20 protein-coding genes are annotated in these 19,114 nt (G+C 50.9%); 10 read left to right on the top strand and 10 right to left on the bottom strand.

Going from position 1 to position 19,114, the window contains the following annotated elements; all coding sequences use genetic code 11:
- Nucleotide 1: 1 nt before the first annotated feature.
- The 3 genes from D9738_RS12315 to D9738_RS12305 are packed head-to-tail and all read right to left on the bottom strand — an operon-like array spanning nt 2 to nt 1,694.
- Complete coding sequence (locus tag D9738_RS12315; RefSeq protein WP_130260282.1) at nt 2–205, bottom strand: hypothetical protein; 204 nt, start codon at nt 203–205, stop codon at nt 2–4.
- Nucleotides 202–624 (bottom strand): hypothetical protein, encoded by a 423-nt coding sequence (locus tag D9738_RS12310; RefSeq protein WP_130260281.1) that lies wholly within the window; start codon nt 622–624, stop codon nt 202–204. The genes D9738_RS12315 and D9738_RS12310 overlap by 4 nt, the downstream gene beginning before the upstream one ends.
- 53 nt (nt 625–677) lie before the next feature.
- Nucleotides 678–1,694: a YadA family autotransporter adhesin gene (locus D9738_RS12305; protein ID WP_130260280.1), complete on the bottom strand. Its 1,017-nt coding sequence runs from the start codon at nt 1,692–1,694 to the stop codon at nt 678–680.
- Nucleotides 1,695–2,059: 365 nt separating this feature from the next.
- Here D9738_RS12305 and D9738_RS12300 point away from each other — a divergent pair, with 365 nt between their 5' ends.
- Nucleotides 2,060–2,422: a hypothetical protein gene (locus D9738_RS12300; RefSeq protein WP_001001643.1), complete on the top strand. Its 363-nt coding sequence runs from the start codon at nt 2,060–2,062 to the stop codon at nt 2,420–2,422.
- 150 nt (nt 2,423–2,572) lie between these two features.
- On the opposite strand, the gene D9738_RS12295 is transcribed toward D9738_RS12300, so the two are convergent.
- Entirely contained in the window at nt 2,573–3,031 is a 459-nt protein-coding gene (locus D9738_RS12295) for an NfeD family protein (RefSeq protein ID WP_130260279.1), read from the bottom strand.
- Nucleotides 3,028–3,945 carry an SPFH domain-containing protein gene (locus D9738_RS12290; protein ID WP_000904498.1) on the bottom strand — a complete coding sequence of 306 codons (918 nt, stop codon included), beginning with the start codon at nt 3,943–3,945 and terminating at the stop codon, nt 3,028–3,030. Before D9738_RS12290 ends, D9738_RS12295 begins: the two co-directional genes overlap by 4 nt.
- A gap of 145 nt (nt 3,946–4,090) precedes the next feature.
- Between D9738_RS12290 and fetA the strand changes: the two genes are divergently transcribed.
- Both fetA and fetB read left to right on the top strand, forming a co-directional pair.
- Complete coding sequence (gene fetA, locus D9738_RS12285; protein ID WP_130260278.1) at nt 4,091–4,768, top strand: iron ABC transporter ATP-binding protein FetA; 678 nt, start codon at nt 4,091–4,093, stop codon at nt 4,766–4,768.
- A complete protein-coding gene (gene fetB / locus D9738_RS12280; protein ID WP_130206349.1) occupies nt 4,755–5,534 on the top strand; it encodes an iron export ABC transporter permease subunit FetB in 780 nt (259 codons plus the stop codon). The genes fetA and fetB overlap by 14 nt, the downstream gene beginning before the upstream one ends.
- A 62-nt stretch (nt 5,535–5,596) precedes the next feature.
- On the opposite strand, the gene cnoX is transcribed toward fetB, so the two are convergent.
- From cnoX to tesA, 3 genes are read right to left on the bottom strand one after another with little or no spacing between them, the layout of a single operon-like run.
- Complete coding sequence (cnoX, locus tag D9738_RS12275) at nt 5,597–6,451, bottom strand: chaperedoxin (RefSeq protein WP_001295322.1); 855 nt, start codon at nt 6,449–6,451, stop codon at nt 5,597–5,599.
- A gap of 60 nt (nt 6,452–6,511) precedes the next feature.
- On the bottom strand, nt 6,512–7,321 hold the full coding sequence (ybbO, locus tag D9738_RS12270) for an NADP(+)-dependent aldehyde reductase (protein WP_130206351.1): 810 nt from the start codon (nt 7,319–7,321) through the stop codon (nt 6,512–6,514).
- A complete protein-coding gene (gene tesA, locus D9738_RS12265) occupies nt 7,311–7,934 on the bottom strand; it encodes a multifunctional acyl-CoA thioesterase I/protease I/lysophospholipase L1 (protein ID WP_001295836.1) in 624 nt (207 codons plus the stop codon). The genes ybbO and tesA overlap by 11 nt, the downstream gene beginning before the upstream one ends.
- On the opposite strand from tesA, the gene ybbA reads away from it, so the two are divergent.
- Together ybbA and ybbP are read left to right on the top strand one after the other, a co-directional pair.
- A complete protein-coding gene (gene ybbA, locus D9738_RS12260; RefSeq protein WP_130260277.1) occupies nt 7,905–8,591 on the top strand; it encodes a putative ABC transporter ATP-binding protein YbbA in 687 nt (228 codons plus the stop codon). The genes tesA and ybbA overlap by 30 nt on opposite strands.
- Nucleotides 8,588–11,002: a putative ABC transporter permease subunit YbbP gene (ybbP, locus tag D9738_RS12255; protein ID WP_130260276.1), complete on the top strand. Its 2,415-nt coding sequence runs from the start codon at nt 8,588–8,590 to the stop codon at nt 11,000–11,002. The genes ybbA and ybbP overlap by 4 nt, the downstream gene beginning before the upstream one ends.
- A 343-nt stretch (nt 11,003–11,345) precedes the next feature.
- Here the strand turns inward: ybbP and mnmH are convergent, their stop codons facing one another.
- A complete protein-coding gene (mnmH, locus tag D9738_RS12250; RefSeq protein ID WP_130260275.1) occupies nt 11,346–12,440 on the bottom strand; it encodes a tRNA 2-selenouridine(34) synthase MnmH in 1,095 nt (364 codons plus the stop codon).
- A gap of 68 nt (nt 12,441–12,508) precedes the next feature.
- Entirely contained in the window at nt 12,509–13,435 is a 927-nt protein-coding gene (gene allS, locus D9738_RS12245; protein WP_130260274.1) for an HTH-type transcriptional activator AllS, read from the bottom strand.
- Between the two features lie 229 nt (nt 13,436–13,664).
- On the opposite strand from allS, the gene allA reads away from it, so the two are divergent.
- The 5 genes from allA to D9738_RS12220 all read left to right on the top strand — a co-directional run bounded on the left by allA (nt 13,665) and on the right by D9738_RS12220 (nt 19,108).
- Nucleotides 13,665–14,147 (top strand): ureidoglycolate lyase, encoded by a 483-nt coding sequence (gene allA / locus D9738_RS12240; RefSeq protein WP_130206359.1) that lies wholly within the window; start codon nt 13,665–13,667, stop codon nt 14,145–14,147.
- A 77-nt stretch (nt 14,148–14,224) separates the two neighbouring features.
- Nucleotides 14,225–15,040, top strand: a complete 816-nt coding sequence (gene allR, locus D9738_RS12235; RefSeq protein ID WP_000141275.1) for an HTH-type transcriptional repressor AllR — start codon at nt 14,225–14,227, stop codon at nt 15,038–15,040.
- 89 nt (nt 15,041–15,129) lie between these two features.
- Nucleotides 15,130–16,911: a glyoxylate carboligase gene (gene gcl, locus D9738_RS12230; protein WP_130260273.1), complete on the top strand. Its 1,782-nt coding sequence runs from the start codon at nt 15,130–15,132 to the stop codon at nt 16,909–16,911.
- A gap of 12 nt (nt 16,912–16,923) precedes the next feature.
- Nucleotides 16,924–17,700, top strand: coding sequence for a hydroxypyruvate isomerase (gene hyi / locus D9738_RS12225; RefSeq protein ID WP_130260272.1), 777 nt, complete (start codon nt 16,924–16,926; stop codon nt 17,698–17,700).
- A 106-nt stretch (nt 17,701–17,806) separates the two neighbouring features.
- Nucleotides 17,807–19,108 carry a uracil/xanthine transporter gene (locus D9738_RS12220; protein WP_130206365.1) on the top strand — a complete coding sequence of 434 codons (1,302 nt, stop codon included), beginning with the start codon at nt 17,807–17,809 and terminating at the stop codon, nt 19,106–19,108.
- The last annotated feature ends 6 nt before the right edge of the window (nt 19,109–19,114 follow it).

Here is a 19,114-nt window from a genome sequence, read left to right as displayed (position 1 = left end):
ATCAGTTAATCCCCGTTTGCACTGAAAGAATATGCTGCAAACTTTCTACCATAATGCGCCCCGACTGAAATAAGCTTTCCTGGATTTCGTTGTTAACATTCACAGCGTGAACCAGGGAGGCTAATAACACCACTTGCAGGAAGGCAAAAATAAACGCACCGATAATCATAATATGCGTCATGGCTATTTTCTTTTGCTCCTTCATTTTAAATAGCCCACAAACTGGCCTTCTTTCATTAAGGCGACTTTTCCTGTGTGATGATAAACAATGACGTTATACAGACCCGACTGATATACGGTGGCATCTTTATTATCTTCATCTATGGCACATAATGAATCATTGAGATAAGCGAAGTTCTTACTGCTCATTCTGAAGGTAAGGCCAAATCCTTTATAAATGGATTTTTTAGTGGCCTGGGCATGTTGTGCGGCTTCTGCATTTTTAAATGCCTGCGCCTCTGATGCACTTAAAATAGCCGCCTGACGCTGTTGTTCTGCGAGATAACAGGTGTCATGACTGACGCCCTGCGCCTGGCAATCTGCGATGCGGGAAGTGGGGGAGCTACAGCCAGCCAGTAATATAACCGCCAGCAGGGAAAACGATTTAATGGTGCTATTCATCATTGTTAACCTTAAATAATGTGCGGATAATTGCGAATAAGAAATTGCTATTAAAATTAGAACGAATATCCCACGCCGACACCTGCGCCAAAATCAGATTGTGTATCCGCTGAGACTCCCGCTTTAATTACCGTATGAATTCCGGCATTAAAAGATGTTCCGACAGACACCGCAGATTCACCGTTGAACGTTCCTGCTCCCGCTGACACCATCATTAAATCACCGGTTTTCACCTGCGGCTGTGAGGCAATGGCAATGGCTGACGCGATCCCCGCATTAGCATCTTTACGGTTATCTTCAACTTCGTTTTTCAGCGAACTGAAATTGTTATTGAGCGTGTTAATCTGCTGGCTGTTATCAGCGACCTGGTTTTGGGTGTTGGTTAACTGTTGCTGCGTTTGTGCGGAATCTTGTCTCAGACTTTCAATTTGCTCATGTGCCTGGGCTGACTTCTGCGCCAGACTTTGCATTTGTTTATCGTATTGAGTCCTTTCATTTTGCTGTTGTGCTGCCACATCGGTTGTCAGCGCATTCATTTTCTGCCCTTGTTCAGTGGTAGTGCGCTGATTAGCCTCATTTTGAGCCGCCAGTCTGGCATTAATCATCTCCTGATAATGCGCGGTATTTTGCGTATCTCCAGTCGCGGCGAGCGTTTTTTGTGTGGCTACGATCTGCGCCTGTTGCTCTGTAATTTGCGTTTGCTGGGCATCAGTTACCGCAGACTGTCGGGCGTTGATCATGCTCTGATAACGGGCAGTTGTCTGTACATCACCTGTAGCGGCAACGGTTTTTTGTCCTGCGTCAGGATCTGTCTGGACAGGGGGAGGCTGAGTGGTATCAGATGTTTCAGAAGGGATGTAGTGATGTTCAGTCAAATAGGTATACGCAGCGGGGCTGTTGTCTGTGCGTTCTAAAAAGCGGGTAATCTTCTGCTCAATCTCCGATTGCGACATGCCAGAGTTAATGGCTGAAAGCTCTGTTGCCGCCGCTTGAATGGTATCACCAGCTAAAACAACAGGGCTGGATGTTGCTGAAATTATGAGTGCCAGTAAAGCTACGTTTACAGTTTTCATTCATTTTCTCTCGTGCAAAATAAGTCGCATTAGTGTTTCTATAAGAAACAAATAATATTATTTTAAGAAATAAACTACGTTGCAATTTAATCGAAATCTACGCCGCCATTTGTGTGATGTAAAGCGCATTTTTGGTTGGTGTAAGCGTAAATATCGCCAATAAGAAACAAAAAATGTTTCTTATATAAATAAAATAGAAAATCATTTTGTGCTTTTTCAATGTAAAAAAGAGTAAAGACTTGTTTTGATAAGCGAAATAAATGTTGTTTCTAGGCTAAACGTGAAGCTGTTCCTGATGTGTGCTAGAATGCGTTTCTTTGATAAATCTCAATTTTTAAGAGGTTTACGCCAGGCAGGAAAATTAAATGAATGAATTTGAGAAGATTTTTAATGAAATGAATCTGGACAGGGCGCTGCTCCCCATCCTTTTTCGTTCGAATCGCTCTACGGTGTGGAAGTATTTAAGCGGCGATAGTACGGCTCCTGCCTCTGCCATGTCGCTGATCATGCTGTTGCAGTTGATCCAGAAGAGAAACCCCGATCTGTTAGCCGAATGGTTAACGCTTTCTGATTTCACCATTCCGCCAGAAGTTTACCTGGACCAGCCTGATTACTGGAAAGGGTGGGTGTATACCCAACACAAGGTCAATAAAAACGTCCTGGAATATCTAAAAAAACACTATCCGGATGAAGACCAAAAAAACATGAATAAAGGCAGTGACGAGTAATTTGCCAATGCCAGTTAATATGGCGGAGGCGGCCGACGCGCCCGCGTTGCATCAGGCGTCGGTGCGCGACTGCCGGATGCGGCGTAAACGCCTTTCCGGCCTACGTTCAGGCACAGATTTCCAGGCATGATAAGACGCGTCAGCGTCGCATCAGGCGATGACCGCACGGATGATCAGCGTTATCCCTTCAATCGCAATAACCTCAACATGCGTACCTGCACCGAGATCCTCGCTGGCGCTGACGGGCCATGAACTGTCGCCGACGCGCATATGACCGCGCCCGTTGACTAACGGTGATTCCAGCACAAATCGTCTGCCGATCAATTGCTGTCCGCGCTGGTTTAAATGACTGTCACTGTGCTTTTGTTCGCGCACGCCTCGTGCCAGCCATTTCCACCACAGCCAGGCGGCAAGTAGCGTCAGGACGGCAAACATCACCCCTTGCCACTCCCAACCCAGCGGCAGCAACCAGACCACCAGGCCAGTAATCACCGCCGCGACACCGCTCCACAACAGATAACCATTGCCGCCCAACATCTCGGCTGCCAGCAGCAGACCGCCGAGACTCAGCCAAAAAATATGCGGATGGATAACTATCATCTCGATCATGATTTATTTCGCTCGTTCGCGCTGTCTTTCACCAGTTCAGCAATCCCGGCAATCGATCCCATCAGGCTGCTGGCGTCTAATGGCATCATCACCACTTTGCTGTTGCTGGAGGAACCAATCTGCTGTAACGCTTCGGTGTATTTCTGCGCCACGAAGTAATTCACCGCCTGAATGTCACCAGAAGCAATGGCTTCAGACACCATTTGGGTTGCGCGTGCTTCTGCTTCAGCCGAACGTTCACGCGCTTCGGCCTGTAAGAATGCCGACTGACGTTCACCTTCCGCTTTCAGGATTTGTGACTGTTTTTCACCTTCGGCTTTGAGAATTTCCGCCTGACGAATCCCTTCTGCTTCAAGGATGTAAGCGCGTTTGGTACGTTCCGCTTTCATCTGCGCGTTCATTGAAGAGATAAGTTCAGCCGGTGGGCGCACATCGCGAATTTCAATACGGGTGACTTTTATCCCCCACGGATTAGTGGCTTCATCGACAATATGCAGCAGACGCGAGTTAATGCTGTCGCGCTGAGAGAGCATTTCATCAAGTTCCATCGAACCCAGAACGGTACGGATGTTGGTCATGGTCAGGTTGATGATTGCCAGTTCCAGATTGCTAACTTCATAAGCCGCGCGCGGGGCATCAATCACCTGAATAAAGCAAACGGCGTCGATAGTGACGTTGGCGTTATCTTTCGAGATAACTTCCTGGGATGGGATGTCGAGCACTTGCTCCATCATATTGATCTTACGACCAATGCGGTCCATAAACGGCACCACCAGACTTAGCCCCGGCTGTAACGTTTTGGTATAACGACCAAATCGTTCTACCGTCCACTGATAGCCCTGCGGCACGATTTTGACGCCCGCGCCAACAATCACCAGCGCGACAAAAATGAGAATCGGGATAAAAATAAGCATCGGAAAAACCTCCTGTTGTACCGTCCATAAAGAGCAAAGTTGCTGCTTGATTAAACAAATTATACCTGATTACTGAAAGAGAGTTCCCCCTTATTCTTGCGGAGGATAAACTGTTTTTAGTAAAAATCAGAAAAAGGGATGGGCAATGCAGGAAAATAGTCTTTTTCTCCAACTGCAAAATGTTGGATATCGGGCGGGCGATACGAACATTCTCAATAACATCAATTTTTCGCTGCGTGCTGGCGAATTTAAGTTAATTACCGGCCCTTCTGGCTGCGGTAAAAGTACGCTACTAAAAATAGTTGCTTCATTAATCAGCCCGACCTGCGGAACGTTACTGTTTGAAGGTGAGGATGTCAGCACACTAAAGCCAGAAACCTATCGCCAACAAGTTTCTTACTGCGCCCAAACGCCGGCTCTGTTTGGCGACACGGTCTACGATAACCTGATCTTTCCCTGGCAGATCCGTAACCAGCAGCCTGATCCGGCCATTTTTCTCGATTTTCTCGAACGTTTTTCCTTGCCGGACACCATTTTGACGAAAAATATCGCCGAGCTATCTGGTGGTGAAAAACAACGCATCTCATTGATTCGTAACCTACAATTTATGCCGAAGGTTTTATTGCTCGACGAAATCACCAGTGCGCTGGATGAAAGCAACAAACGCAACGTCAATGAGATGATCCACCGCTATGTACGTGAGCAAAATATTGCTGTGTTGTGGGTGACGCACGATAAAGACGAAATTAATCATGCGGATAAAGTGATTACACTGCAACCGCATGCCGGAGAAATGCAGGAAGCACGCTATGAACACGCATAATATTACCAACGAGTCACTGGCACTGGCATTAATGCTGGTGGTTGTCGCAATCTTAATTAGCCATAAAGAAAAACTGGCGCTGGAGAAAGATATTCTCTGGAGTGTGGGGCGCGCGATAATTCAGCTGATTATTGTCGGCTATGTATTGAAATATATTTTCAGCGTTGATGATGCCAGCCTGACATTATTGATGGTGTTATTTATCTGCTTTAATGCGGCGTGGAATGCGCAAAAACGCAGTAAATATATTGCTAAAGCGTTTATCTCATCGTTTATTGCCATTACGGTCGGGGCGGGAATTACCCTGGCGGTGCTGATTCTCTCAGGGTCGATTGAATTTATCCCGATGCAGGTGATCCCTATTGCCGGGATGATAGCCGGTAACGCGATGGTGGCAGTCGGGCTGTGTTATAACAATCTCGGGCAGCGGTTTATCAGCGAACAGCAACAGATTCAGGAGAAACTGAGTCTTGGGGCGACGCCGAAACAGGCTTCAGCGATATTGATTCGCGACAGTATTCGCGCGGCTTTAATTCCGACGGTCGATTCAGCAAAAACGGTTGGCTTAGTGAGTTTACCGGGAATGATGTCCGGGCTGATATTTGCCGGGATTGATCCAGTGAAGGCGATTAAATATCAGATTATGGTGACCTTTATGTTGCTCTCAACCGCCAGCCTGTCGACCATTATTGCCTGTTATTTAACCTATCGTAAATTTTACAATTCGCGCCACCAGTTGGTGGTGACGCAATTGAAGAAGAAATAATGTGATGCCGGATGCGCAGCATCGCATCCGGCGTTGTGGTTCATGCGCCGATCAACGGAAAATCAATACAACAACGCATACAGCTGGCGGCGATACTTCGACGCCAGTGCATCCCCCGTACCCAGCGCAGCGAGGATCTCCTGGAACGTTTTACGCGTCTGACCGTCTGCGGCGGTGAGATCTTTACGCAGATGCCCAAACAGTAACTCCAGCGCCTCTTCATTGCGCCCAACTTGATGCAGTTGCAGTGCCAGTTGCGTCGCCAGTGCGGCATCTTCTGGGTTCTCCGCCACCTGCTGTTGCAGCTGTTGAATTTCCGGCGTATCTGCCGCCTGCTTCAGCAGTTCGATTTGCGCCACCAGCCCCTGATAGCGGGTGTCCTGATCCTGCAACGGAATGGTTTTCAGCACGGCTTCTGCATCTTCAGAACGGTTCAGCGCAATCAGCGTTTCTGCCAGCAGCAGACCGATTTCCCCGTTCTGATTCGACAACTGCCAGGCGTCTTTCAGCAATGGCAGGGCGTCGGTGTAATTGCCTTCCTGCATCAGTTGCATCGCCTGCTGCGCTTTCAGCTCTTCTTCACGCGGCAGCACTTTATCCAGCAGGGCGCGGATCGCTTCTTCCGGTTGCGGTCCCTGGAAGCCGTCTACCGGTTGCCCGTTCTGGAACAGATACACGGTCGGAATCGCGCGCAGACCAAACTGGGCGGCAATCATCTGCTCCGCGTCGCAGTCCAGCTTCGCCAGAATAAATTGCCCGTTGTACTGCGCCGCGAGGCTTTCCAGAATTGGGGTTAACTGCAAACAGTGCTGGCTACGTTCAGACCAAAAATAGAACAGCACAGGTGTGGTCATTGACTGTTCAAGAACCTGTTGCAGGTTAGATTCGTTAATGTTGACAATATTTTCTACGGACATGGAGTCGCTCTCTGTTGTCGATATTTTCTTTGACATGGGGGCTTAAGCGCGCGCTTCAACTCACCCCTGCAATATTTTGTCCATCGCGCACCCTGGCAGCAGGCGCTTAAGCACCATGACTGCCCAGGTCACCAGCGTCACCGGATAGCGCATCTTCGGCTTCTCGCTGATAAAAGCATGGCGCACTTTGGCAACCACCGCTTCCGGCCCCAACGTAAAGCGGGCGGCGATGCCGGGGTTTTCGACCGGTTTATCGCTTTGCGTCTGGTTGACGTTGTCGGTGAAACGAGTACGAATGGGACCAGGCTCAACCAGGCTGACCTTGATTCCGCTGTGGCGCAGTTCCATGCGCAGTGCGTCTGACCACGCCTCCAGCGCATATTTACTGGCCGCGTAAGCGCCGCGGCCCGGCGTGGAGATTAATCCCATCACCGATGAGGTCATCACAATACGCCCTTCACCGTGCGGCAACATAGCCGGTAACAGGCGCATGGTGAGCTGGTGTGCGCCGAAAAAGTTGGCGGAAAACTGCTGTTCCATCTGCGCACGGCTGATGGTGGAAAGGGGGCCATACATGCCGAATCCGGCATTGTTAAAGATCCCATACAGACAATTATCGGTCAGGGCGATCACTTCGTCGGCTGCGCGATCAACACTTTCTGGCGAATCCAGATCGATCAACACGCCGGTGAATCCCATATTGTTCATGCGCTCAACATCATCCGGTTTCCGGCAACCTGCCAGCACATGAAAACCCTGGCGTTTTAATTCGAGCGCGCTTTCCAGGCCAATTCCACTGGAACATCCGGTAATTAAGACCGATTTTTGCATAACTTTACCTGTCAGGATCTCCGTTGCTTTATGAGTCATGATTTACTAAAGGCTGCAACTGCTTCGCCATCCAGTCGGCAATAAACGGCTGGGCGTCGCGGTTGGGATGAATACCGTCATCCTGCATCCATTGTGGCTTGAGGTAGACCTCTTCCATAAAAAAGGGCAGCAGCGGAACATCAAACTCTTTGGCGAGTTTGGGGTAAATGGCACTAAAGGCTTCATTATAACGGCGACCATAGTTTGCAGGCAGACGTATTTGCATTAACAATGGTTCAGCGTTGGCGGCTTTGACATCCTGCAAAATCTGGCGCAGCGTTTGCTCGGTTTGTTGTGGCTGAAAACCACGCAAACCGTCATTGCCGCCCAGTTCAACCAGCACCCAGCGCGGCTGATGCTGTTTCAGCAGAGCCGGAAGGCGCGCCAGCCCTTGTTGCGAGGTGTCGCCGCTGATGCTGGCATTGACTACCGACGTTTTGCTCTGCCACTTATCATTCAACAAGGCAGGCCAGGCCGCGCTGGCAGACATTCGATACCCGGCGCTCAGGCTATCACCCAGAATTAATAACGTGTCCGCTGCGGCGGCACGGAAAGTTAACAGGACCAGGAACAGGAAGGGCAAATGCCAGCGGAAAACATTGTTGAAGTTCATCATCTTAAGAAGTCCGTCGGTCAGGGGGAGCATGAACTCTCCATCCTCACCGGAGTTGAGCTGGTTGTCAAACGTGGCGAAACCATCGCGCTGGTGGGCGAGTCGGGATCGGGTAAGTCAACCTTGCTGGCGATCCTCGCCGGGCTGGATGACGGCAGCAGTGGCGAAGTGAATCTGGTAGGACAACCGCTACATAATATGGACGAAGAAGCGCGGGCAAAGTTGCGCGCGAAGCATGTAGGCTTTGTTTTTCAGTCATTTATGTTAATTCCGACCCTTAACGCGCTGGAAAACGTCGAGCTTCCGGCGCTGCTGCGCGGTGAGAGTAGCGCGGAAAGTCGTAACGGGGCGAAAGCATTGCTCGAACAGTTAGGGCTGGGCAAACGTCTTGATCATCTTCCGGCACAGCTTTCCGGCGGCGAACAGCAACGTGTGGCGCTGGCGCGTGCCTTTAACGGTCGGCCAGATGTGCTATTTGCTGATGAACCTACCGGCAACCTTGACCGCCAGACGGGTGATAAAATTGCCGACCTGCTGTTTACCCTCAACCGTGAGCATGGCACCACGTTGATTATGGTGACCCATGACCTGCAACTGGCGGCACGCTGTGACCGCTGCTTACGGCTGGTGAACGGGCAGTTGCAGGAGGAAGCATGATTGCACGTTGGTTCTGGCGCGAATGGCGCTCGCCGTCGCTATTAATTGTCTGGCTGGCGCTTAGCCTGGCGGTGGCCTGTGTGCTGGCGCTGGGCAATATCAGCGATCGCATGGAGAAAGGTTTAAGCCAGCAAAGCCGGGAGTTTATGGCGGGCGATCGGGCGTTGCGCAGTTCGCGCGAAGTGCCGCAAGCGTGGCTGGAGGAAGCGCAAAAGCGCGGCCTGAAAGTCGGCAAGCAGCTGACTTTCGCCACGATGACATTTGCAGGCGACACACCGCAGCTGGCGAACGTCAAAGCGGTGGATGAGATCTACCCGATGTATGGCGATCTGCAAACTAATCCCCCTGGCCTGAAACCGCAGGCGGGCAGCGTATTGCTGGCCCCACGCCTGATGGCACTGCTTAACCTGAAAATCGGCGATACCATCGACGTGGGCGATGCCACGCTGCGGATCGCCGGAGAAGTGATTCAGGAACCGGATGCCGGTTTTAACCCCTTCCAGATAGCCCCACGCCTGATGATGAATCTGGCGGATGTCGATAAAACCGGAGCCGTGCAGCCGGGGAGTCGGGTCACCTGGCGCTATAAATTTGGTGGCAGCGAGAATCAGCTCGACGGCTATGAGAAATGGCTGTTACCCCAGCTTAAACCCGAACAACGCTGGTACGGTCTGGAACAGGACGAAGGCGCGCTGGGGCGCTCGATGGAACGCTCGCAACAGTTCCTGCTGCTTTCGGCGCTTCTGACCTTGCTGCTGGCAGTGGCTGCGGTGGCGGTGGCGATGAATCATTACTGTCGCAGTCGCTACGATCTGGTGGCGATCCTCAAAACGCTGGGGGCAGGGCGAGCGCAACTGCGTAAGTTAATCGTCGGTCAGTGGTTGATGATTCTGGTGCTTTCAGCCGTTACCGGCGGGGCGATTGGCCTGTTGTTCGAAAGCGTATTGATGGTACTGCTCAAGCCCGTTCTGCCTGCCGCACTACCGCCTGCCAGCCTCTGGCCGTGGCTGTGGGCGCTCGGCACCATGACAGTCATCTCGCTGCTGGTGGGGCTACGACCGTACCGCCTGTTGCTGGCAACGCAGCCTTTACGCGTACTACGTAATGATGTGGTAGCGAACGTCTGGCCGCTGAAGTTTTATCTGCCGGTTGTCACTGTGGTGGTTGTGCTGCTGCTCGTCGGGCTGATGGGCGGCAGTATGCTGCTGTGGGCGGTGCTGGCGGGCGCGGTGGTGCTGGCTTTGCTGTGCGGTGTGCTGGGCTGGATGCTGCTGAATGTACTTCGCCGCATGACGCTGAAATCGCTGCCTCTGCGCCTGGCGGTCAGCCGCCTGTTACGTCAGCCGTGGTCAACGTTAAGCCAGCTTTCGGCATTTTCGCTCTCCTTTATGCTGCTGGCGCTGCTGCTGGTGTTGCGTGGCGATCTGCTTGACCGCTGGCAGCAGCAGCTACCGCCAGAAAGCCCGAACTACTTTTTAATCAACATCGCCACAGAACAGGTTACGCCGCTAAAAGCGTTCCTCGCGGAACATCAGATAGTCCCGGAATCATTTTATCCAGTGGTGCGTGCGCGGCTGACGGCGATTAACGACAAGCCGACAGAAGGTAATGACGATGAGGCGCTTAACCGCGAACTCAATCTTACCTGGCAAAATACGCGGCCCGATCATAATCCGATTGTCGCTGGTAACTGGCCGCCAAAAGCCGATGAAGTGTCGATGGAAGAGGGGCTGGCGAAACGCTTAAACGTTGCCCTCGGCGATACCGTGACTTTTATGGGCGATACCCAGGAGTTCCGCGCTAAAGTGACCAGCCTGCGCAAAGTGGACTGGGAAAGTCTGCGGCCTAATTTCTATTTTATTTTCCCTGAAGGGGCGCTGGATGGACAGCCGCAAAGCTGGCTCACCAGTTTCCGCTGGGAGAATGGCAACAGCATGTTGACGCAACTCAACCGTCAGTTCCCGACCATTAGCCTGTTAGACATTGGCGCGATTTTAAAACAGGTCGGTCAGGTGCTGGAGCAGGTAAGTCGGGCGCTGGAAGTGATGGTAGTGCTGGTCACCGCCTGCGGTATGTTGCTGTTGCTGGCACAGGTGCAGGTGGGAATGCGTCAGCGTCATCAGGAGCTGGTGGTGTGGCGCACCCTAGGCGCGGGCAAAAAACTGCTGCGCACAACATTGTGGAGTGAGTTCGCCATGCTCGGGTTTGTTTCTGGTCTGGTGGCCGCAACTGGTGCGGAAACGGCGCTGGCAGTGTTGCAGGCGAAAGTGTTCGACTTCCCGTGGGAACCGGACTGGCGGTTGTGGATTGTGCTGCCGTGCAGCGGTGCACTGCTGCTGTCACTTTGCGGCGGCTGGCTCGGCGCGCGACTGGTTAAGGGTAAGGCGCTGTTCAGGCAGTTTGCGGGGTGATGACAGGCGTTAGATTGCCTGATGCGCTACGCTTATCAGGCCTACGAGGATCGTGCAATATATTGATTTTGCAAGATTGTGTAGGCCGGATAAGGCGTTTACGCCGCATCCGGCAGTCTTGCTACTAGCGTCGGGATTGTATCGCCAACATAGCTGTTTGAATATGTAGGCATCCTGACTTATAATTCACTTGCTAGATGAGGACTGTTTCATTTCTGCCCGGAACCACCAAGTCTTGGGCGGAAAAAATAAAAAAACCGACTGTCATGTCGGTTTTTTTATATCTGTATTCTGGTGCAACCATTCTGTTCTCACGACAATCGCCGTTTCAGAATACCGCCCATTACCGCGCCTTAACCCATTCCGCTACTTCCGCCCACTCACCGCGAAAGACAACTTTTTCCGCTTTTTTCTCAAGCTGATAGCGATACATCGGGTCGTAATACTCTTCAAGCAGCGGCACCAGCCAGGCCAGATGACCGTCGGTTGTGCCGGTTGAAAGTTGCGTTGTCAGCGCTGCATCCAGCCTTGCAGCCAGTTCGTTATAGCGCTGTAGCCCCAGCCGACGCTTAATCGCCGAAAGACCATGATGCAGGTATTCGCAATACTCTTGCCAGCCCTGTTCGTCGCCGTACGCATGGGTAAAATCATGATGCATACGCAAGAAATACTCTTCGTTCAGGCGCTCAAGACGGATCTCAAACGGATCTTCTACCACCGCAATCGTCGCCTGAGTCATTCGTTCGCGCAGGCATTCCGGCAGGTGATTCGAACCGATCATCCGGCTTTCATCTTCCAGCACCCACAGGCGCAGCTCCTGACGGGCGTCGGTTTTTAGCATTTCGGCAGCCAGCAGGTTTTCAAAACTCGCCTGGCTAAGTTGCGGCTGCAATGTGCGACCAAAAGCAGAACCGCGATGGCGCGCCAGCCCTTCCAGATCAACACCGTTCGGCTGTTGTTGCACTAACAGCGTTTTACCGCTGCCGGTACAACCGCCAATCAGCACTATCGGTTTTTGTGACAGTTCAATGGTCGCCTGAATCGCAGTCTGGCGCAGTACCTTATAACCGCCTTCCACCAGCGGATAATCAATCCCCGCTTCATGCAGCCAGCGTTGCACAATATGTGAACGTTGACCGCCACGGGCGCAGCAGAGAATACCTTGCGGATTTTGCAGACACGCTGCCCGCCAGGCATCCATGCGCTGCTGACGAATTTCACCCGCCACCAGTTTATGCCCCAGCGCCAGCGCCGCGTCAGACCCTTGCTGTTTATAGCAGGTGCCAACGGCGGCGCGTTCATCATTATTCATTAACGGCAGATTGATAGCGGCGGGCATTGCGCCTTGCTCAAACTCGATGGGGGCGCGAACATCAATAATGGGCGTATCAGCAATCAGCAGGGCACGATAGTCCTGTTCCGTGTGTCTCTCTTGCATAGTAAAAAGTGAACCTCAAATCAGCTTGCGCGCTATTTTACGCGCCAACGCGCAAGGAAACTTGATTTTTAACTGTGTGAGTTGCCGAAAATTTCTAAAAATCCACTGATTTCCGGCCTGCGCTGGGTAAATAAGGCCACAATATCTTCCACCGCCTTGCCGCTGCCAAATTTACGCCATGCCAGACTCAATGGCGAAGGCGGGCGCATCGTCGGGATGACCCGGCTGACCAGTTGTTGATTATCAATCATCGACTGGCAAAGTGATTTTGGCAAAAAAACAATGCCAACGCCCGCCAGATGGGCGGCGATTTTCGTTTCCATATCAGGAACAATAATCTCTTTTTGTCCCGGCAAACGCCAGGCGACGCGTTTGGTTAAGGTGCGGGCGCTGTCTTCAATATTGACCGCAGGAAAGCGCCGCAATTGCGCTTCTGTTAGCGGCTCTTCAACCTTTGCCAGTGGATGATCTGCCGCCATGACAAAGCGCCATTGCACCGAACCTAAGGGATCAAGGCTAAAAGTATTTGCCAGTGCTTCTGTTCCCGTGACGCCGATAGCCAGTGAAAAACCTTCGTACAATAGCGAGTCCCAGACGCCCATATAGATTTGTCGGGAGATGTGAAACTGGGTAAAGGGGTAACGTTCATTCAACCACGCCAGCAACTGGGCGACGGCCTCGGAATTATAGAGCAGGTTGTTGATGACGATATTCACCTGGCGTTCCACGCCATCATTCACCTGTTGTAGCTCGCTCGGCATGCTTTCCAGCCAACTCAGCCAGTCTCTGGCCTGACAAAGCAGATGCTCGCCAGCCGCTGTCAACGTCACGCTGCGAGTCGTGCGGAAAAACAGCGCTACTCCGGTATTCTCTTCCAGAAGCTTAATGCGATAACTGATGGTCGCTGTCGTTTTACATAATCGTTCTGCCGCTTTTGAAAAACTTCCCGTTTCGGCAACAGCAATGAAAGTCCGCAAAGTTTCTGGATCAAACATCTTCAGGTATCCCCTTTTAAATCAGCAGGTTGCGTGATTTTCCTGTTCGTTGATTTACCTGTATTTTCACATGATAACCCTGCGTGATTTGTGGGCTAAATCTAGTTTTGGAAAAATATTCCAACTTTTGTATTGATGTTGTTCTCTTAAGGTTTTAGATTGCCTGTTATTGAAACCTGGCTGACCGGTCGGCGGTGGTTGAACGGAATTATGTTACAAGGACAAAAAGATGAAACTTCAGGTATTACCGTTAAGTCAGGAAGCCTTCTGTGCTTATGGCGACGTTATCGAAACGCAGCAACGGGATTTTTTCCATATTAACAATGGCCTGGTGGAGCGCTATCACGATTTGGCGCTGGTTGAGATTCTTGAGCAAGACCGTACGCTTATCAGCATTAACCGCGCGCAACCGGCGAATCTGCCGCTGACCATCCACGAACTCGAACGTCATCCGCTGGGTACTCAGGCATTTATCCCGATGAAAGGTGAAGTGTTTGTAGTGGTCGTGGCGTCAGGTGACGATAAACCAGACCTGTCAACGCTGCGGGCGTTTATCACCAACGGTGAGCAGGGGGTGAATTATCATCGTAACGTCTGGCATCACCCGCTTTTCGCCTGGCAGCGCGTCACCGATTTTCTGACTATCGATCGCGGCGGCAGTGACAACTGTGATGTTGAAAGTATTCCTGAGCAGGAACTCTGTTTTGCGTGACGCCTGCAACCGACTTGCATAAGATAAACTAATTGTTCATTGTTTATGCTCACTTGTAGGTCGGAGTTAACGTAGGTATGACGGAAGTTAGACGGCGCGGCAGGCCAGGACAGGCGGAGCCTGTGGCACAGAAGGGCGCACAGGCGTTAGAGCGGGGAATTGCGATTCTGCAATATCTGGAAAAAAGTGGGGGAAGTTCGTCGGTTAGCGATATTTCTCTCAATCTGGATTTGCCGCTCTCGACGACCTTTCGCCTGTTAAAGGTTTTACAGGCAGCGGATTTTGTCTATCAGGACAGTCAGTTAGGCTGGTGGCATATAGGATTAGGTGTCTTTAACGTCGGCGCGGCGTACATCCATAACCGTGATGTCCTCTCCGTTGCCGGGCCGTTTATGCGCCGCCTGATGCTGCTTTCCGGCGAGACGGTCAATGTCGCGATTCGTAACGGCAATGAAGCGGTATTAATTGGTCAGTTAGAGTGTAAATCGATGGTCAGGATGTGTGCGCCGCTGGGCAGTCGTCTGCCGCTGCATGCTTCCGGTGCGGGCAAGGCGCTGCTTTATCCGCTGGCGGAAGAGGAGTTGATGAGCATCATTCTGCAAACCGGTTTGCAGCAGTTTACGCCAACTACGCTTGTGGATATGCCTACCTTGCTGAAGGACCTGGAACAAGCGCGTGAACTGGGCTATACCGTAGATAAAGAAGAGCATGTTGTAGGCCTGAATTGCATAGCTTCAGCAATTTACGATGATGTAGGTAGTGTTGTTGCCGCTATCTCCATCTCCGGGCCTTCATCAAGACTGACAGAAGATCGTTTTGTCAGTCAGGGTGAGCTGGTCAGAGACACCGCCCGCGATATCAGCACGGCGTTGGGGCTGAAAGCACATCCATAGTGTCTGTCGCATCCCGCTCTGCGGAGCGGGTTTTTTTGACAAAATTTGAAAGTTGGAAAATTTTTCCAATTAATAGAGGTAGGAATAAAATGGCAAAAATGAGAGCCGTTGACGCGGCAATGTATGTGCTGGAGAAAGAAGGTATCACCACCGCCTTCGGCGTTCCGGGAGCAGCAATCAATCCTTTCTATTCAGCGATGCGTAAGCACGGCGGTATTCGTCACATTCTGGCGCGTCACGTGGAAGGTGCGTCGCACATGGCGGAAGGCTATACCCGCGCAACGGCTGGGAATATCGGCGTTTGTCTGGGGACTTCAGGTCCGGCGGGTACTGACATGATCACCGCGCTCTATTCTGCTTCTGCTGATTCAATTCCTATTCTGTGCATTACCGGCCAGGCACCGAGAGCCCGTCTGCATAAAGAAGATTTTCAGGCCGTAGATATCGAATCTATCGCCAAGCCGGTCAGTAAAATGGCGGTTACAGTACGTGAAGCGGCGCTGGTGCCTCGTGTGCTGCAACAGGCATTTCACCTGATGCGTTCTGGTCGTCCGGGGCCGGTACTGGTGGATTTACCGTTCGACGTACAGGTTGCGGAAATCGAGTTTGATCCTGACATGTACGAGCCGCTGCCGGTCTACAAACCTGCAGCCAGCCGTATGCAGATCGAAAAAGCGGTAGAAATGTTAATTCAGGCCGAACGTCCGGTGATTGTTGCCGGGGGCGGGGTGATCAACGCTGATGCCGCGGCGCTGTTACAACAGTTTGCCGAACTGACCAGCGTTCCGGTTATCCCAACGCTGATGGGCTGGGGCTGTATTCCGGACGATCACGAACTGATGGCCGGGATGGTGGGTCTGCAAACCTCGCATCGCTACGGTAACGCAACGCTGCTGGCGTCGGACATGGTGTTTGGTATCGGTAACCGTTTTGCTAACCGTCATACCGGTTCGGTAGAGAAATACACCGAAGGGCGCAAAATCGTTCATATCGATATTGAACCGACGCAAATTGGTCGCGTGCTGTGTCCGGATCTCGGCATTGTCTCTGATGCTAAAGCGGCGCTGACGCTGCTGGTTGAAGTGGCGCAGGAGATGCAAAAAGCAGGTCGTCTGCCATGCCGTAAAGAGTGGGTTGCTGAGTGCCAGCAGCGCAAACGTACTTTGTTGCGTAAAACTCACTTCGACAACGTGCCAGTGAAACCACAGCGCGTGTATGAAGAGATGAACAAAGCCTTTGGACGTGATGTTTGCTATGTCACCACCATCGGCCTGTCACAAATCGCTGCGGCGCAAATGCTGCATGTCTTTAAAGACCGTCACTGGATCAACTGTGGTCAGGCAGGCCCGCTGGGCTGGACCATTCCGGCGGCGCTGGGCGTGTGTGCTGCTGATCCAGAACGTAATGTGGTGGCGATTTCCGGTGACTTCGACTTCCAGTTCCTGATTGAAGAATTAGCCGTTGGCGCACAGTTCAACATTCCGTACATCCATGTGCTGGTGAATAACGCCTATCTCGGTCTGATTCGCCAGTCGCAACGCGCATTTGATATGGATTACTGCGTACAGCTCGCGTTCGAAAATATTAACTCCAGTGATGTGAACGGTTATGGCGTTGACCACGTGAAAGTAGCGGAAGGTTTAGGTTGTAAAGCTATTCGCGTTTTCAAACCGGAAGATATTGCTCCAGCCTTTGAACAGGCGAAAGCCTTAATGGCGCAGTACCGTGTCCCGGTGGTGGTGGAAATTATGCTGGAACGTGTAACCAATATTTCGATGGGCAGTGAACTGGATAACGTCATGGAATTTGAAGATATCGCCGATAACGCAGCGGATGCACCGACTGAAACCTGCTTCATGCGCTATGAATAAGGGAGATAAATAATGTTACGTTTCTCTGCTAATTTATCGATGTTATTTGGTGAATATGATTTTCTTGCCCGTTTTGAGAAAGCTGCGCAGTGTGGTTTTCGCGGTGTTGAATTTATGTTCCCTTATGACTACGACATTGAAGAATTAAAACAGGTGCTGGCGAGTAATAAACTCGAACATACGCTGCACAATTTACCGGCAGGTGACTGGGCGGCGGGCGAGCGGGGTATTGCCTGTATTCCTGGCCGTGAAGAAGAGTTTCGGGATGGCGTAGCAGCAGCGATTCGTTATGCTCGTGCACTGGGTAATAAAAAAATTAACTGTCTGGTCGGTAAAACGCCGGCTGGTTTCAGCAGTGAACAGATTCACGCAACGCTTGTAGCAAACCTGCGTTATGCCGCGAATATGCTGATGAAAGAAGATATTTTATTACTGATTGAACCTATTAACCATTTTGATATTCCTGGTTTCCATCTCACCGGAACTCGGCAGGCGCTGAAATTGATTGATGATGTTGGTTGCTGCAATTTGAAAATTCAGTATGACATTTATCACATGCAGCGGATGGAAGGTGAATTAACCAATACCATGACTCAGTGGGCCGATAAAATTGGTCACCTGCAAATTGCCGATAATCCACATCGCGGCGAACCAGGGACCGGAGAAATTAATTACGAATATCTCTTTACGGTAATTGCGCAATCAAACTACGATGGGTGGGTAGGATGTGAATATAAACCGAAGACCACTACGGAAGAGGGATTAGCGTGGATTACCCCTTACTGCTAAATTAAAATATGCTGCAGACAAGGTTTTTAATACCTGGCTGGTGGGGAATGAAGTTATCTGTATTCGATAAATGATAGCAGTTGGCGCGATTTTAACAGGTGTTCCTATGTTTAATATTTCATTTAACCGCGAAAATATGTTGTCTGGTTTTCAGTGGTTTTTCTTCATTTTTTGTAACACCGTAGTGGTTCCGCCAACGTTGCTTTCGGCATTTCAGCTACCGCAAAGCTGTTTGCTGACACTGACGCAATATGCATTTCTGGCAACCGCATTAGCCTGTATCGCTCAGGCATTTTTCGGTCATCGCCGCGCTATTATGGAAGGGCCTGGAGGTTTATGGTGGGGAACGATCCTCACCATCACGTTGGGTGAATCATCGCGAGGTACACCGCTCAATGATATTGCCAATAGTCTGGTAGCAGGAATTGCGATTTCCGGCGTACTGACTATTTTAATTGGTATTAGTGGGTTAGGTCACCGTCTGGCACGCTTGTTCACCCCAACCGTGATGGTCGTTTTTATGTTGATGCTGGGCGCGCAGCTTACCACTATCTTCTTTAAGGGAATGTTAGGTTTGCCGTTTGGTATTGCCGACCCAAATTTTAAAATTCAGTTTCCAGCGTTTGCTCTGTCGGTAGCGGTAATGTGTCTGGTGCTGGCGATGATTATTTTTCTTCCCCAGCGTTTGGCACGTTATGGGGTATTGGTGGGGACAATACTAGGTTGGCTACTTTGGCGTTTCTGCTTTCCTTCATCGCCAATCATTCATTCTGAACTGCACTGGCAATGGTTTCCCTTGGGGAGCGGAGGCAAGTTATCCCCAGGGATTATTGTGACGGCGGTAATTACCGGTCTGGTTAATATCAGCAATACTTATGGCGCAGTCCGGGGTACTGATATTTTTTACCCACAACAAGGGGCGGGAAACAGACGTTATCGTCGAAGTTTCGTGGTCACAGGGGTGATGACGCTGGTGACGGTGCCGATGGCTATTATTCCCTTTTCGCCGTTCGTTTCGTCTATTGGTTTATTAACGCAAACTGGCGATGCGACACGTCGTTCATTTCTCTACGGTAGTGCGATTTGTTTGTTGGTAGCGATGACTCCGCCACTGACGCGCTTATTCAGCAGTATTCCGCTGCCGGTAACGAGTGCGGTAATGTTAGTGTCTTATTTGCCATTACTCTTTTCTGCGCTACTTTTTAGCCAACAAATTAACTTTACGGCGCGTAATGTTTATCGACTCGCACTACCGTTATTTGTTGGGATCTTTTTAATGGGATTACCGCCTGTCTATTTACAGGATCTGCCATTAACGCTTCGCCCATTATTAAGTAACGGATTGCTGGTTAGTATTTTGTTGGCGGTGTTAATGGATAATCTGATTCCGTGGCATCGGCTGAAATGAGGTGAC

This window comes from Escherichia sp. E10V5 (assembly GCF_004212315.1).
Classification (GTDB): Bacteria; Pseudomonadota; Gammaproteobacteria; order Enterobacterales; family Enterobacteriaceae; genus Escherichia.
The sequence above is the reverse complement of the archived record's forward strand: the minus strand, read 5'-3'. Positions and strand labels throughout refer to the sequence as shown.